The 15156-nt window shown below is 41.4% G+C and carries 10 protein-coding genes and 2 tRNA genes; 3 read left to right on the forward strand and 9 right to left on the reverse strand.

Annotated features, from left to right (window positions below):
- The coding region (locus ABIL39_07305; GenBank protein MEO0165927.1) for a helix-turn-helix domain-containing protein at window positions 1–536 on the reverse strand (536 nt) is incomplete at its 3' end.
- A 288-nt stretch (window positions 537–824) separates the two neighbouring features.
- Here ABIL39_07305 and ABIL39_07310 point away from each other — a divergent pair.
- From ABIL39_07310 to ABIL39_07320, 3 genes are all read left to right on the forward strand, one after another.
- Window positions 825–908: transfer RNA gene (locus tag ABIL39_07310), tRNA-Leu, on the forward strand.
- A gap of 30 nt (window positions 909–938) precedes the next feature.
- Window positions 939–2348 carry a glycosyltransferase family 39 protein gene (locus ABIL39_07315; GenBank protein MEO0165928.1) on the forward strand — a complete coding sequence of 470 codons (1410 nt, stop codon included), beginning with the start codon at window positions 939–941 and terminating at the stop codon, window positions 2346–2348.
- Window positions 2345–2863, forward strand: a complete 519-nt coding sequence (locus ABIL39_07320) for a methyltransferase (protein ID MEO0165929.1) — start codon at window positions 2345–2347, stop codon at window positions 2861–2863. Before ABIL39_07315 ends, ABIL39_07320 begins: the two co-directional genes overlap by 4 nt.
- Window positions 2864–2934: 71 nt before the next feature.
- Here the strand turns inward: ABIL39_07320 and ABIL39_07325 are convergent, their stop codons facing one another.
- From ABIL39_07325 to ABIL39_07360, 8 genes are all read right to left on the reverse strand, one after another.
- Window positions 2935–3633 carry an HD-GYP domain-containing protein gene (locus ABIL39_07325; GenBank protein MEO0165930.1) on the reverse strand — a complete coding sequence of 233 codons (699 nt, stop codon included), beginning with the start codon at window positions 3631–3633 and terminating at the stop codon, window positions 2935–2937.
- Window positions 3634–3895: 262 nt separating this feature from the next.
- On the reverse strand, window positions 3896–8737 hold the full coding sequence (locus ABIL39_07330) for a sigma 54-interacting transcriptional regulator (protein ID MEO0165931.1): 4842 nt from the start codon (window positions 8735–8737) through the stop codon (window positions 3896–3898).
- Window positions 8738–8834: 97 nt separating this feature from the next.
- On the reverse strand, window positions 8835–10931 hold the full coding sequence (locus tag ABIL39_07335) for a carboxypeptidase regulatory-like domain-containing protein (GenBank protein ID MEO0165932.1): 2097 nt from the start codon (window positions 10929–10931) through the stop codon (window positions 8835–8837).
- 23 nt (window positions 10932–10954) lie between these two features.
- Window positions 10955–11026 (reverse strand) — tRNA-Glu (locus ABIL39_07340).
- Window positions 11005–11520, reverse strand: a complete 516-nt coding sequence (locus tag ABIL39_07345) for a cyclic nucleotide-binding domain-containing protein (protein MEO0165933.1) — start codon at window positions 11518–11520, stop codon at window positions 11005–11007. Before ABIL39_07345 ends, ABIL39_07340 begins: the two co-directional genes overlap by 22 nt.
- Window positions 11521–11575: 55 nt before the next feature.
- On the reverse strand, window positions 11576–12853 hold the full coding sequence (locus ABIL39_07350) for a BREX system ATP-binding domain-containing protein (protein MEO0165934.1): 1278 nt from the start codon (window positions 12851–12853) through the stop codon (window positions 11576–11578).
- Window positions 12834–14093 carry a BREX system ATP-binding domain-containing protein gene (locus ABIL39_07355; GenBank protein ID MEO0165935.1) on the reverse strand — a complete coding sequence of 420 codons (1260 nt, stop codon included), beginning with the start codon at window positions 14091–14093 and terminating at the stop codon, window positions 12834–12836. The genes ABIL39_07350 and ABIL39_07355 overlap by 20 nt, the downstream gene beginning before the upstream one ends.
- Complete coding sequence (locus ABIL39_07360) at window positions 14090–14926, reverse strand: hypothetical protein (protein MEO0165936.1); 837 nt, start codon at window positions 14924–14926, stop codon at window positions 14090–14092. The genes ABIL39_07355 and ABIL39_07360 overlap by 4 nt, the downstream gene beginning before the upstream one ends.
- Window positions 14927–15156 lie beyond the last annotated feature (230 nt).

Here is a 15156-nt window from a genome sequence, read left to right on the forward strand (position 1 = left end):
TCATGTTCGGCAATTCTTAAGGCTAATGGTTTTCGGGAGTGGTCATCCAGTGTAATGATGAGTTGTAATTCTTTATCAATGCCTGGTATCCATTTATAAGGTGAGGTATCCATCTGGACTAACTTGCCGGCCTGGTCGGCTTCGAAGCGTTTATATGGGCGGCGTTTGTGTTTGGTGGTGTGGAGGTGATTTTTGATGAGGATGGTGCGGATGGTTTCATGGGAGATGGTGATATTTTCTTCCTTGAGGAGGTCTTTAATATGGCAGCAATTGATTTCTGGGAACTGGATTTTTAGATTAATGATTTTGAGTTTTATTTCTTCTGGGGTTTTATTATGGGGTGGTTTAGTGCGTTTTTTGGGCAGCAGTCCCATTACGCCGGTGTTTTTGAATCTTTTGTATAATCGTTTGGCGTGGCGATAGGAGATGTTGAGCAATTCGCTGGCGTGTTTAAGGGTGATGAGTCCTCTTTTGACATCGCCCAGGATCATGATTTTACGTCCTGCCTTTTGATATAGTTTTGTTGGTTTAACCATATTTGCTCCTTTAAGTAATAATAAAATAATCTTAAAGGAGCAAGGGGACATTTTTGCTTTGAAGTTAACGAGACCAAAAATTGTTTAAAAATCAAGGTATCTCCTTTCTGATTCAATTCTGAGCGTGGTTTGAGCCACGCCTGGGGACATTTTACCTTTGAAGTTAAAGGTGACATTTTCGCTTTGAAACGACATATACAGGAGTGATTTATTGACAAATTATGGATTTTAACTATAATATTCGAAGTTAAAACCGAGTTTGTTGGTGAATTTTGCGCACTACTTTTCGCCGGGGTGGCGGAATTGGGAGACGCACCAGGTTCAGGACCTGGCGCTGGCAACAGCATAGGGGTTCAAATCCCCTCTCCGGCATTGTGGGTTTTTCGGTAAAGGACTTCCCCAATGTCTTTGATAAAAAAGTTGACCACCGTTTCTCTAATAATATATTCTTTCTTCTACCTAATTCAGGCACTAACAGTAATCGTTTATCCATATCAAGTCTCATATCCCGAAGGCTTTATCCTTAATCAGGCCAAACTCATCTGCGAAGGGAAAAACATTTACAAAAATATTGACCATTATCCTTTTATTATCGCTAACTATCCCCCGATATATCTCCTTATTTGCGCGGGGTTTATAAAATTGTTCGGGATTTCATTTTTTGGAGGGAGATTGGTCACTTTTTTAGCGACGATTCTAATCGTTTTTCTTATCTATAAAATCCTTTTCAAAAAAACTACGCGTAACACCGCAATTTTCTGTGCCCTTTTATTTATCGCCTCTTCTTACACCTTCAAAGATACCCCACTTATGCGGGTGGATATGACTGGTTTATTTCTTTCGCTTTTCGGACTTTATCTGGTTATTGACACTCAAAAAGACCTTAAACTTTGCTACTCAATACCGTTTTTTCTTGCTGCCCTGTATACTAAACCGACGTTTTTCACCGCACCATTTGCCTTAGCAATTCACTTATTATTGAGCGAAAGAAAAAAAGCAATAATCTTTATTTTCTCAATGGTGATTTCTTATTTGTTATTATTTTTTATCCTTAATCATTTTACTGCGGGCGAATTTTACCGGCACACCATTCTTTATAATCTGAATATCTTTGAGCTCAAGCAGGCTGCCAAATACTACATTCACTTTTTACAAACCCATGCCATATTGTTTTTGTTTTCTTTAATATTTCTTTTCAGCCCTTCTGCCAGTCGGGAATGTTTTTTCTGGAAATTATATTTCATTATTTCGGCAATTGTCGCTGTAACAGTGGGCAAAGTCGGAGCTAATACCAATTATTTCTGTGAGTTGATTGCCTTAACTTGTATTCTCACTGGTTTGGCAATTGAAAAATTAAAAAATGACATGGATGATAAGAAATATCAGCTTTTTATCTATAGTGCGGCTATGGCACAGTTAATATTGTTCCTCCATTTACCTTTTTTCAGCGAACCGATAATAACAAAAACCGATTGGCATGATAATCACATCCTTTCCCAAAAAATACAAAATACCGGCGGTCCAATATTATCGGAAGACGCGGGCATTCTTGTCCTAAATCAGAGAGAAGTTTTGTTCCAACCCTTTGAATTTACCCAGCTTGCCCGACAAAACATTTGGAACGAAGAAAAATTCATCCTTGATATTGTTAACCGCCGTTTCTCTTTGATCATCTTGAGTTTTGATCTCGCTTGTTTCTACGATCCGGAAAGACTGACACCGACTATGGCGGAGGCAATCTCCGCAAACTATTACATCACCGACAAAATCGGTGAATATTTTCTTTACCGCCCAAATTTAGATAAATTTTGAATAATTCCATTAACCAACGCTATATCCTACCTATCAAATTGGGGAGATTATTTTATCGTTACCGTGGAATTATTGCCACACCATTTTTTATCTTACTTCTTTTCTTTCACCGAGCCCAGCCTACGAGTCCATTACCCCATCTTTTGATAATCATCGGCCTCGCCTTAAGAATATGGACTTCGGGATATATTGGGATTATTTCCCGATCCCAGGAAATCGCGGGTGAATACAAAATCGTCAATGGACCTTACTTTTTCTTCCGCCATCCTCTTTACTTGGGAAATTTCTTTCTCGTCTTAGGAACTATATTACTCTTTAATCCACCCTGCGGGTTAAAGATACTTTTGGTTCTCATCTTTTTATTTGAATACGCAACCATCATCCTGGCGGAAGAAGATTATCTGAAGGGGCTGCCACCCGTAAAAGTAAGATTTTCATGGAAAAAGTCAAGGACTGAACTCTCTACCATCATCGTTTTGGGGATCATTTACCTTATCTATTTTATTCTCAGATAAAAAACAAGAGGGCTGGTGATGGCCCCCACAAAATGTGAGAAAAACCCAGCCCCCTTGCCGGCAAGTGAATTTTAACTCCAGCTATCCATTTTTGGATCATCCTCCTTAGGAAGGCTCAAAAAAATCTCAACAATCTCAGGATCAAACTGGATACCACTAAAATTTCTTATCTCCTCTTTTGCTTCCTCTTCACTCAAAGCATTCCTGTAGGGACGATTTGAGGTCATGGCTGAATACGCATCACAAACTGCCAGTATCTGGGCCACCGCTGGAATCTCTTTTCTCTTCCTACCCTCTGGATAACCCCTACCATCCCAGTGTTCATGGTGATATAATATCCAGTAGGCAATCTCCTGAAAACCTGGTATAGGCTGGATAATTTCGGCACTTTTTAATGGATGCCTTTTCATTATCTCCCACTCATCCGCATTCAGCGGTCCGGGTTTATTGAGAATCGTTTCTGGGATAGAAACCTTCCCGATATCATGGACCAAGCCCGCGAGTTTTACCATTTCCTGTTCCCAATCTGACAATCCGATATATTTCGCAAGCCTAAAAGCCAATACCGATACCTCAATGGAATGCTTCCGGGTGTAAAAATCAAGAACCTCTATCGCCCGATTCAGTATTTCCGTGATTTTTGAAATCATCGAACTTTCCTTTCTAATAATTGCCTCATATCCCTCTTTTCCATACCAGCCATTTTGGTAAAAGAGCCATAATACCTCTGCCCACAAGTTATCAAAATTTCCCATACCAGTTTTTTTCATAAAATAATCATCACCATTTTAATGCCCAATCCACAAAATCCCTTCATTCTGCCTACCTTTTCCTAATTCTCTATATAGCAAAATTCATGCCTGAAAAAAGTCCCGAAATTTCATTAGAAAATAGATTTTAGCGATTCTTAAAGTGTGCAAAATCTGCACACTTTAAGCCCTATCGTGCAAACATGCGTAAATACGCTATTTCAGCAACTTACAAGTGTGCAAAATCTGCACACTTTTTGAACTTGCACACCCTGATTTAACCCTATGATATGGAGTATTTCTTGAGAAAGCTATACAGGGTACGCCTGGGTATACCCAGCAATTCTGCGGCTTTACTTTTATTCCCTCCGGTTATGTTTAATGCCTCAATGATTGCCTCTTTTTCAATCTCTCTTAAGGAGGTAAATTCATGGCGTCCCCTTTTGAGCCCAATATCCTCAGAAGTGATTAGACTACCTTTGGAAAGGGTTACCGCACGCTCAATAACATTCATTAATTCCCGGACGTTTCCTGGCCAGTGATACTCTTTCATTTCTTCAATAACTCCTTTTTCAAAACCCTTTATATCCTTACCCATCTCGCGGCAGTATTTATCTAAGAAAAATTTAGCCAATTCAGGAATATCGACCAAACGCTCTCTCAGAGGTGGAACATCTATCCTAAAGACATTTATGCGGAAATATAAATCTTTTCGGAACCTCCCCTCCTCGACTTCAAGTTCCAAGTCTTTGTTGGAAGCAAGAATAAAACGGACGTCAATCTTTCGTGTCGTTGTCTCGCCCAACCTCCGGATTATTTTGTCTTCAAGCGCCTCAAGCATCTTTGCCTGAAATCCTGGACCGGTATTTGAGATTTCATCAAGGAATATTGTACCGCCTTCTCCCTCTTCAAGCAGACCTTTTTTATCGGTATACGCACCGGTGAAAGCCCCCTTTTTGTGCCCAAACAATTCGGACTCCAGAAGGGTTTCTGGGATTGCTCCACAATTGATGGAGAGAAATTTTTTGTCTTTTCTTTTACTCTTTAAATGGATGAGTCGGGCAAGCATCCCCTTCCCAGTTCCGGTCTCACCGATTATTAAAACCGGAGCATCGGAATCGGCAAGGGCATCGATATTCTCATAAATCTTCTTCATTTTTTTTGATTTGCTGATAAGATAGCCGGCGCCGATTTCACTGATAACCTTGGTCTTTAAGAGAACATTCTCTCGGGTAAGATTCTGGAAAGAAATAGATTTCTCCACCACCGAAGCAAGAATTTTGGCAACGGTGAGTAAAAAATTCCGGTCCTGTTCCGCAAACATGGAACCAATGATCCGTGAATCAAGATATATTGCACCAATTGGATTATCACCGATGTTTAAGGGAATACAAAGGATCGAACAAATCCGGTTTAGTAACACACTCCGGCGGAGGCTGTAATTAGGGTCTGCAAGGGCATTAGGCACAAATACAATCTGGTTTTTATTTATCTCTTCTATTGCCGATAGTGAAAGTTCCCGGGCATCGCGGATGGTTTTGCGATCCATATTCCGACCTGCCACCAATTCAATCCCCTTTTCCGTCTTTATGAATATTGCTCCGCGCTCCGCGCCCGTGGTTTTTATTACCAAATCCAGAATATCGGTCATAAATTCTTCATCACCCAGTTTGGAACTAATGATTTCCGCAAGTTGGGTAAAAGCCTCAAGATATTGGACAGAGATACCCTTTCGTGAATAATCCTGAATGATAACGGGCAAAAGTTTTTCAATGAGGGTGTTAATCAGGGCTAATTCATGTTTGGCACCAATCGTTTGAAAAGTCTGTTCCACCGACCATAACTCTTCAAGAATTTCTTTCAACCGGTGGAAGGTTATGCCTTTTTCAATAATCGCTTCAATCTTCTGCCTTTTTAAATACCCATAGTCAAAAAGAAATTCTCTATCTTTTAAATATTTAAGATGCTCTTCTAAGTTTAATTCCTCCTGCAAATTTAGTCGATATTTGCTCAATTGAACCAAAGCATCTGCCAGTTGATATTCTCGGCTTCCTTTTATTGCTGTCTCCTTTGCCCGCTCAGCATATTCGAGCGTCTTCTCAAAATCGCGCCTTTCTAAATAGCATTGACTTGTTTTAAGGTTCACCTCGACACATATTGAAACTTCTATATTGCCATCGACGATGATTTCTTGTGCTCTTTTCAGGTACTGCTCTGCCTTTACATAATCCCGCCGGGCAGTATAAACCATCCCAAGTCCGACCAAGTACAAAGGGTCTTCATTTTTCGAAAGTTGCTCCTCAAGAATTACATTTGCCTTATCTATCTCACCCTGGCGGTAATATATATTAAAAATATTGTAGTGAGCATATTGAGAGTCAGGATTCGCATCCAGGATTGTCTGATTAACCTTTAATGCCTTATCATATTTGCAAGTATCAATATAGATGCTGGCGATACTGCTCAGTGCGACAGCTTGGTAGGATTTGTTGCCTGTCTTCATGGCCGTAGTTAAAGCTTTCTCAAAAACCGAGAGGGCCTCATGTATTTTGCCGATACTCGAAAACAATAACCCTTTATTAATCAAGGTTGTGACAAGGGCGTTATAATTTTTTAATTTTTCAAATCCCTCTAATGCCAGTTCATTATATTTTATCCCCATTTCAATATCTCCGGTGAGATGGTATAAAGAACTCAAGAGATTGACGGTATAGGCAAATTGCTTGTCCAGATGGTTCTTATTGCAAAACTCCAGTAATTCTTTACCCAACTCCTTTCCCTTCTCATATTCGCCTTTAAACCATGCCAGGGTTATATAATAATACCGCACCTCTGCCTCCAGGCGGTGGTCATTCACCTGCTGACAGAGTGTAAGGGCTTCATCGAGTAATGCCTCGCCCTCCACAAATTGTTTGAGATTAATGCAACAATAGGCGAGCCGGTTTAAAGCTTCAATTCTCTGTGTCCCGGGCTCAAGTATCGCCAGAGCCGCCCTTAGGTGATTCGCAGCTTTTTCATAATCACCAAAATTGGAATAAACCTTACCCAGCCCCAGCAATGCCTCTCCCTGAAAATACGATACTCCCAGGCATGATTTGTAAAATTCGATTGCCTTCTCATTATTGCCTACTAAGATATGAAGACTGCCTAATTTCAAGAGAATTTGATAGTACTTTTCGGAAATGTGCTTGCCCAAATAATTGAGTGTATTATTATAAAACTCGATCGCACTCTGATAATCATTAATTTTTTCGGCATGCTCCGCCGACCTGAGAAAATATCTGCAGGCTTCTTCTTCAGCGCCAATTTCCTGAAACAACCTTCCCAAAAGAGGAAAGAAATGTTCTCCTAAATCGCGATCTGGTAAACCTGCAATTATTTTTTTGCAAATGGAATTTTTCTCCGTAGCGGAAATCATCTGTGCCACTAGCATTTTTATGAACTGGTTGGCCGGTGCAATATATTTTGTCCCTTTAAGGTATTCCTCATTGACCAGTCCTAAGATCTTCAAAATCTCTAAATTGATATTGGTGCATTCAGGAAGAATGCGATTAACAACAACCACGTTAAGAGGGCAATCGGCAACTGTCAGAATTTTCAATATTTCCATCTCAATCCTATTCAATCTCTGAAGTTGTACAGCTAAAATTTCCGATATATTGGGGGCAATTTTAAAAGCAGCTAATGCCTGCATATCAATCTGCCAACGATTCTTGCTGAATCTTAACATCCTTTGCTTGAAGAGTGCCTTTAGGGTTTCAACAATAAATAAAGGATTTCCTCCGGTATGTTCATAGAGCCAATCACTAAAATTTGAATTATCATCTACATTTATGGACTCAATTTGGAAAAATGTTTTCTCCAGCAAAGTTTTTGCTTCTGCTTTAGAAAACGGCCGGAGATGTAGTTCAAAAAAATTCAAATCCCTCACTCGTGCATCATGATGGGCAGTACCAATCATAGTAAGATTGGTGTCTTTGAGACTGTGCCCGATAAAGCGAAAAAGACCCAGTTCATAATCGTTTAAAGCATCCAGGTTATCTACCAAAATAACAACATCTCGATCCTGGACAAAACCTATCAGCCGTTCGGTAATTTCAGTGTATATTTGGAAATGGTCCTCGCCGCTCAACGCCCGGACTCCTTCATAGCCAATGATATTGGCAATAAAATCATAAAAATAGCCATCTTCACGGCCGCTGTAGAAAAAAACTGCGCGATTTTCGAGCAGATACCTATATTTCAATTCCTTCAATAATCGTGTTTTTCCGATGCCAACATCCCCAATTACCACCACTGTCTCGCCTTTCATCCTCAATAATTTATCCATTATCTCCGGTATTTCAACAAATCCGGTCGGAGGTAACTGAACTTCGTAAACCGGCATTGCGGATTCCTCTGGAGGAAGGAATTTCCAGAACAACTCATATAGTTCAATTGCAGTGGGGCGCAAACTTGGTTCTTCACAAAGAAGGTGTTGGAGAGTATCGTTTAACAACTCTGGAACATTTTTCAACGGTTGGTATGGAAAAGTTGGTAATCTTCCGGAGAAAATTTCATATATAATTACTCCCAACGAATACAAATCACTCCGCTGATCAAAACCAATTCCTTTGAGAATCTCGGGCGCAACATAACCGAAGGTTCCACCCGCCTTAATTTGGTGCGTCGTAATGCCGGCAAAACCAAAATCAATCAACACAACCTTCTTAGTCGCGGGATTATAGATGATATGCTCGGGTTTCAAATCACAATGGACAAATCCTTTATTATGGAATGCTGATAAAGCATCAAGCACCTGAATAATTGCCCTTACGAATTCTTCGTTAAAATCCTTAAAATGTTCATGGAGTGGTTTACCTGGAATGTATTCCATGGTAAAATATGCCAATCCCTCTTCGGTCAGATCATACTCATAGACATTCACAATATTGGGATGCCGAAAATGAGCAAGAATCTGAAATTCACGACAAATGAATTGGTTTAATTCCGGGGTTTTATTTTTTGCAATTTTTAAAATCAAATCATTGCCTTTATCTTTTACCCAATACACCAAGGCATAATTACCGCTCTCCAGGAGTTTGATTATTTCATATCTTCGGAGTCTTTTTAAGTCTTCTACCATGCAAAATAAGTCTAATTCATTTTGAGGTCTTTGTCAACAATCTCCAAAAAAAAGACAGGGCATTGTTGCCCTGCCTTTTTTAAAAATAAATTTCAGACTATTCCACGCTGAGGATTTTGAATTCAATCCGTCGGTTGAGGTCTCTTCCGGACTTAGTCCGGTTATCGGCAATAGGCTGGGTCTCACCATAACCCCGAACTTCAAGGCGCGATGGATCGATATTGTGGTAGCGCACAAGATATTCCTTTACGGCGTTTGCCCGTTCGTAAGAAAGTTTCATATTATAAGAGTCGGAACCGATGCTATCAGTATGTCCGCCTATCTCCACCCGCATCTTTGGTTTCGCAAGCAAGACCTTTGCCGCATCATCGAGCACTGGATAGGATTCCGGTTTGATAACCGCAGAATTGAAATCAAAGTAGATCCCCCGCAGGATTATCTTTTCACCTACCTTGGGAACCTTTCTCAAGGCAAAATTCTGGACCTTCGTCTCATCCTTGGCGATAACTACTGGGGTGGTCTCTGTAATATAATCCTGGGCCTCAACTTTTAAGACATAGGTGCCAGGTGCCAGGGTAACCTTGTATATCCCTGTCGTTGGGTCTGTAGAGGTGGCAGGAATATTAGCATCCACAAACGAAATCTGCGCCAGAATCGGTTTTTCATCATCTTTGTCAACAACCTTTCCCACAATGGTCCCTTGGGCAAGACTAATTTTATTCAATGCCACATCGATTACCTTAGTATCCCCTTCCTGCAATGTTACAATCTTCTCATCAAACTGATAACCAGTGGCTTCCACATGAATCCGGAAGGTACCGGGGACGAGGACTGCTGAATACATGCCGGAGGTATCAGAAGTTATGGATGGGAATTGGGTCTGTGGAAAGGTAATAGTGGCAACGATGGGCTGTTTGGTTTCGGCATCAAATATCTTCCCAATGACTTTGGCGACTTCTTTCTTGTTGAGAGCAAAATCAAGAATAATCTGGTCGCCATCTTTCAATACCACACCCTGTTCTTTCCAACGATACCCTTCGGACTCTACATGAATTCGATAACTCCCGGGTGAGAAGGATGTCTCGTAGGTTCCGTTTGCTGAAGTCTGAATTGCCTGTTTCTCAGCACCGGGGAAGGTAATTGTAGCAATAAGTGGTTCGCCAGTCTTGGCATCGTAGATTCTACCAGAGACCTTGGCAATCGGGATATGAACTTCAACCTTCTTTATCAAATCCGCACCTCCCGAAATATTGAAAAACGCCTTCCACCAGAAATCAGGATTGCGTTCCGGATTCAATATCCCCAGTTCACAACCTAAGTCAAAACTCACGCTCCGCGCCCCGAAACGTAAACCTGGTGTCACCCATAAAGATTCAATGCTGTTATCCATGTCAAAATAACCAAAGGACTCGAAAAGCAGTCGGACATCTTCCGAAGGTATCAATTCTATACCACCGCCATGGAGGACATAATTCGGTCGAGGATAAAAATCGGCATCAGCAACATAATCGGGTTTAATATCTCGTCCCGTATATAAATAACCCCCATTCAAATGAACCGCAAATGGTCCGATCCGAAAATCAAAAAGACCGGTAGCGATATAATCCGGATCATGGGGTATATGCGGCGGGAATTGAGGAGGATAAGGGGTACCACCAAGAGGATATTTCTCAGGAAAGGAATCTGAGTAAAAGCGCTTGTCATTATTATAGGCATTGCTAAAATATTCCCGGGATAGCCCTGGTCCGAAATTCACCGCCCCATGGATGCCAAAGGCGTATAAAATGGGAGTTTCCTTGTCCACAAAGATCGGATACCCGATTTTCCCACCCACTTCAATGGTCTCAATCCCAATCACCGGATAAGGATCGCCCCGCTCCTGGGGATAGTTACTCATCTCAAACCATTTCATAAACGGGGTGATGCGGAATCGCATCTCCAGATAATCGATTATCGAATAGGAAATGCCCGTAGAGACTTTAAAGAAATGTTTCCGGTCCGTTACCCCCATTCCCCACTGTATGGTATCAATCGCTTCATACCGCTCTTCCGGACTTAGATGGAAAGAAAGGAACCCCATATTATGAGGCTGGGCATACTGGAGTTTGAACATCCCCCGATTGCCATATACGGATATCTCTTGGGCGATAAACAGTCCGGGTAACAGGACTAATATTAACCCTAACTTCCTCATGATGCCCCCTTATTAAAAAACAATGGCCCCAACGGGAGTCGAACCCGTATCTTCACCTTGAAAGAGTGATGTCCTAACCACTAGACGATGGGGCCTTATGGGTCAGAATATATAAATTACGGAACGACTCATTATCCACAATTGCCCGGTTAATCAAAAAATAATTCTCTAAGTTAGCATTGGTAACCATAATCCGGTGGGAAAGGTCCTCGCTCATCGCCAGTAAAAATTTTGCTGCTACTTTAGGATTTTCGTTAATAATCTCCATAAATTGTTGTTTCTTCAAAACATAAAGCCGACAATCGGTCTTTGCCCTTACCGTCGCTGAGCGGGGTTTATCCGTGAGGAGTGCCATCTCACCGAAGAACGACGCTTCACCAAGTTCAGACAAGACCAAGACCAAATCTCCCCGGGTCAGAAAAACTTCCACTTTTCCGGATTCAATGAGATACATTTCATCACCCATCGTCCCTTCTTTGATTATTACCGTATCCTTTGCCACCTCCCGGGGTTCCCATTTAACCATCAACCAGTTTATCTCCTGAGGCGAGAGATATTTAAACAGGGTCACACGAGTAAAATCCTTCATAATCATTCTAATTTTATCCATATTTTAGAATCTGTCAATGGGGCATTTTTCTCGGTTAGCCCCGTTTTCCAAAGCGCACCAGGTCAAATGCCTCAACGATGTATTTTATAAACATGCGCAACTCTTTACTGAACTTCCGGATTGCACCTTCCAATATATTACTTTGAATCTTCAGGTCAAGATTAAAATCCGGAAAGGCTGTTTTATAAATGCGGAGGAGGTTATCAAATAACAATTCTAATTCAGGACGGGTGAATTTTCTCAATAAAATCTTATTTTTGATTAACCGGGTTAACCATTCATCCTCGCCCGGAGTGGTGGCGAGGAGAAGTAAAATATAATTTTCTTTGTAGGAGTACGGTGTGGGACGAACCTTATTGTGAAGCATATACCGGTTAATTCTTTTGAGTTCCTCATCATCAAGGGCAATCCGTACCAGCCCTTCTAAAAAAGCCCGACCCCGCTCTTGAAGTGGATATTCCTCAATATGATTAACTTCTTCAAATTCATCAATGATCAAAACCAATCCGCCCAGACCGAGCTGGCGTGCAATAAAACTCAAGCCACTGATAAGATAATTATAGAAATCAGCAGCAGTTGAGAAATCGTATAAGGCAGGGATTACTTGCCCACCCCGCACCCGAAAAGGTGCATTCCGGTCAGTGGCATATTCCTTGGTGGATTCCCCTTCAATCCACTGCCAGAAAACTTCGCTGGATGCATCATTTTGCTCAATATATTTGATTTTTTTTAAAACCGGGGTCAAAAAACAGTGGTCCTTTAGTTCTATATCCTGAGCCTCCCGGAGCAAATCCCGGAATCCATATTCGCAATTGTTTTTTATATACCGGAGACTGGTGACCAGTTCATGGTAGATCTTCTTCGGGCGGTAGGGTGGTGTCTCATGGAGATGGAGTTCACAGTAGGCGGTGGCAAAGCCGTTTTTCAGTGCGAGATGCCGCAGATATTCCGCAAGATGGGATTTGCCTGAACCATATTCTCCCTCAATCAAAAATACTCCTCCATTCCCATTTTTTAAATTTTCGAGCGCCCTCTTAAACATATCAATCTCATAATTCCGTCCCAGCGTAAAATATTCTATATCCTGGTGGGAAACTATGCCCAGCCGGAATGCCTCAACCAATCTCCGAGAAGAGATACGGTCTAACTCCTTTTCCTCAACCTGTAAGACCTTAAGCCATTTTGTGGGTAGCCAGATGCAGAGTCCACTGCGGAATTGAACCCGGGTTTCAGTCCCATTCCACCTTGTCTCCAGGACTATCCCCTCCCCAAATATATTATGGAAAACAATCTTAGAATTCGGCGCGCTCAACTTCTTCTTTCTCTTTTTCTAATAATTCCTTGGTGCGGGTCTTCAGGATTTGCCGGGCAGTTTCACGGTCGATCGGAGTATTAAAACTTCTTAACTGCTGCAATGCATCAATCATCCCGACCACAAAGATACGGCGATAGCTGATATCCAGCAGCTGCATTTCAAGGACCACACTCGCCATATTTTTAATGGATTTTTTTAGCATTTCGTCATTAAATTCACAATTATAAGCAGCAGTATAAATATGTGCCAGTTTCTCACCCAATTTGAGAAGGAATTCCATCGGCTCAATCTCAATTCTTTCCAGATCAATCTTTACTCCCACCGGATTTATGCGGGTGAAACTGGACCGGAGTCGCTGCTTTAATGCCTCATAGACACCACCGGTCCCCTCCAGGAGTAAATTCTCATCGGACAAGGCATAGAAGAACATTGCCCCTGGTAGTCGGGAATTGCCACATTCGTCGATAATTTGCCGCAAATTATCGAGTGCCCTTCTTTTATCCCGAGCTGATGAAATGCTCATGCCTCTTTCTGCCTCATCGAATAACAATACCAAACCGTTATAACCGATGGTGTTCACAAATTGAATCAAACTACGCAACATACGAAATGCACTGGAGCGATCGATTTTTTCTGAAATCCGATACCTCAATTTCACCTCCCGGGGGATATCCTCTCCTTTCAACCACTGAACCAAGGTCAAGAAACCTTCTTCATCATCGGCGGCAAGATTGCTCAAAGCGCCTTTTAGACAATTAGTATAACTGGTGCTTTCCAATGCTTTTATCAGGGATAGAAAATCGCGCTCCATCCGCACCTGAGTGTACCATCGACGCAACAATGCCTCAATGCCCCTTTCATAAGGATTCATCATCTCACTTTCCTTCAGCGGCGGGGTAATGTTTAAGACAACACTTTTATAAACTAATTCCAGCCGGTCAAATGGACATTCGGTAGCACTCAGCGAAACATAGCTTGTGGCATAATGATACTTCCAGGCGAGATTTCTAATGGAATAAAGGAAGTGCGTCTTGCCTCCTCCATAATTGCCCACCACCAACTTGAAAGTAGAAATACTCTGCCGCCCGGGAAAATTAAAATATTCCTCTTCAAGGGGTTTTAGATATGAATCCAGCCCCACGGTATAATACTCAATTCCCAATTCCGGTGGTGTCCCATAACCACCCAGTGTATTGATCATCAATCGGGCAACAATCGGGTCTATGTGTTCACTCATTTTTCAGAAAAGGCAATATAGGAGTAGTAAGTCCCCTCACCTTTTTCATTGTCCGGTATCCAGATTGCCCTTTTTTTATCCGTGGTGGCATCTAAGTTAGCGATATAAAGATGAACATCTTCTCTTACCGGTTCGGATTTTTTAAAGAGATAAAGTAAATAAGCAAGGGTAATGCGGGAAAACTCCCGAAAATTTTCTTTTCTTGGATCGACAAAAAATTGAGCAGGTTGTTTGAGGAGGACATATTGATTCAATACCTCCATCAGGTAAATCCTCTCGCCGGGTGTTTTTTTTGCAAGACGCAGACAATTATCATAAGCCCGCCGCAAATCCTGATAAAATTCATTCGGCTCAAATTTTGTTTTCTTTAAAACACCATCAAACTTTTTTATTGTCCGGTAAATTGTTTCGGGTTCCAGGGGTACTTTGGATTTTATCCTTTCAATCTCCGGACCGAAAAAGATTTTTGCTTCGCCAAATTCAAAATCCAGCAAAATAGTATAAAATCCCACGCGCAACTTGGGGAATTGCCCGTGCACGACCATGCCTTCATTCTGAAATAATCTTTTTATCTTCTCGCCCAGTTGAAAACGAAATTCTTCTTTTGCCTTTTCTATCTTCTCTTTTTCCTCATTAATCCATCCTCCGAGTTGGTTTTTTAAGGTAAAATCGGGCAGGGTTACCGCTATTTCTTGGATTTCGCGTAAACCTTTTTCCATCAGATATGCATTTACTTCCGAATTTTCTTTTAACTGTGCATAATTCTCAATCAGTTTAGCTACCCGTGCGCTTATCCTACTCAAATTTTTAAACCCTTCAATGAGTTCTTTCATTGAATATTTAATGATATCCAAAAAAATTAGAATGTCAACATAGCAGCAAACCGGGTCCTCTACATATTTTTTAAATCTTGTGAAGGAACGATGAAACCCACGGACAAAATTTGTAAGGGTAATCAATTATTAAGCGCTGGACAAGGCTTTCGCCTTGCATAAATAAAAAAATGCCAACCTGAGTCGTCGGATGGTAACGGTAAAATTGGTAGGCGCAGGCTTTAGCCTGC

This window comes from candidate division WOR-3 bacterium, from assembly GCA_039802205.1.
Classification (GTDB): Bacteria; Hydrothermota; Tepidihabitantia; order SM23-42; family JAOAFX01; genus JAOAFX01.

Bases quoted from the DNA above. Each gene is read 5' to 3' on its own strand.
- ABIL39_07315 (MEO0165928.1), top strand. From the start codon at position 939: ATGTCTTTGATAAAAAAGTTGACCACCGTTTCTCTAATAATATATTCT.
- ABIL39_07325 (MEO0165930.1), bottom strand. From the start codon at position 3,633: ATGAAAAAAACTGGTATGGGAAATTTTGATAACTTGTGGGCAGAGGTA.
- ABIL39_07330 (MEO0165931.1), bottom strand. From the start codon at position 8,737: ATGGTAGAAGACTTAAAAAGACTCCGAAGATATGAAATAATCAAACTC.
- ABIL39_07335 (MEO0165932.1), bottom strand. From the start codon at position 10,931: ATGAGGAAGTTAGGGTTAATATTAGTCCTGTTACCCGGACTGTTTATC.
- ABIL39_07345 (MEO0165933.1), bottom strand. From the start codon at position 11,520: ATGAAGGATTTTACTCGTGTGACCCTGTTTAAATATCTCTCGCCTCAG.
- ABIL39_07355 (MEO0165935.1), bottom strand. From the start codon at position 14,093: ATGAGTGAACACATAGACCCGATTGTTGCCCGATTGATGATCAATACA.
- ABIL39_07360 (MEO0165936.1), bottom strand. From the start codon at position 14,926: ATGAAAGAACTCATTGAAGGGTTTAAAAATTTGAGTAGGATAAGCGCA.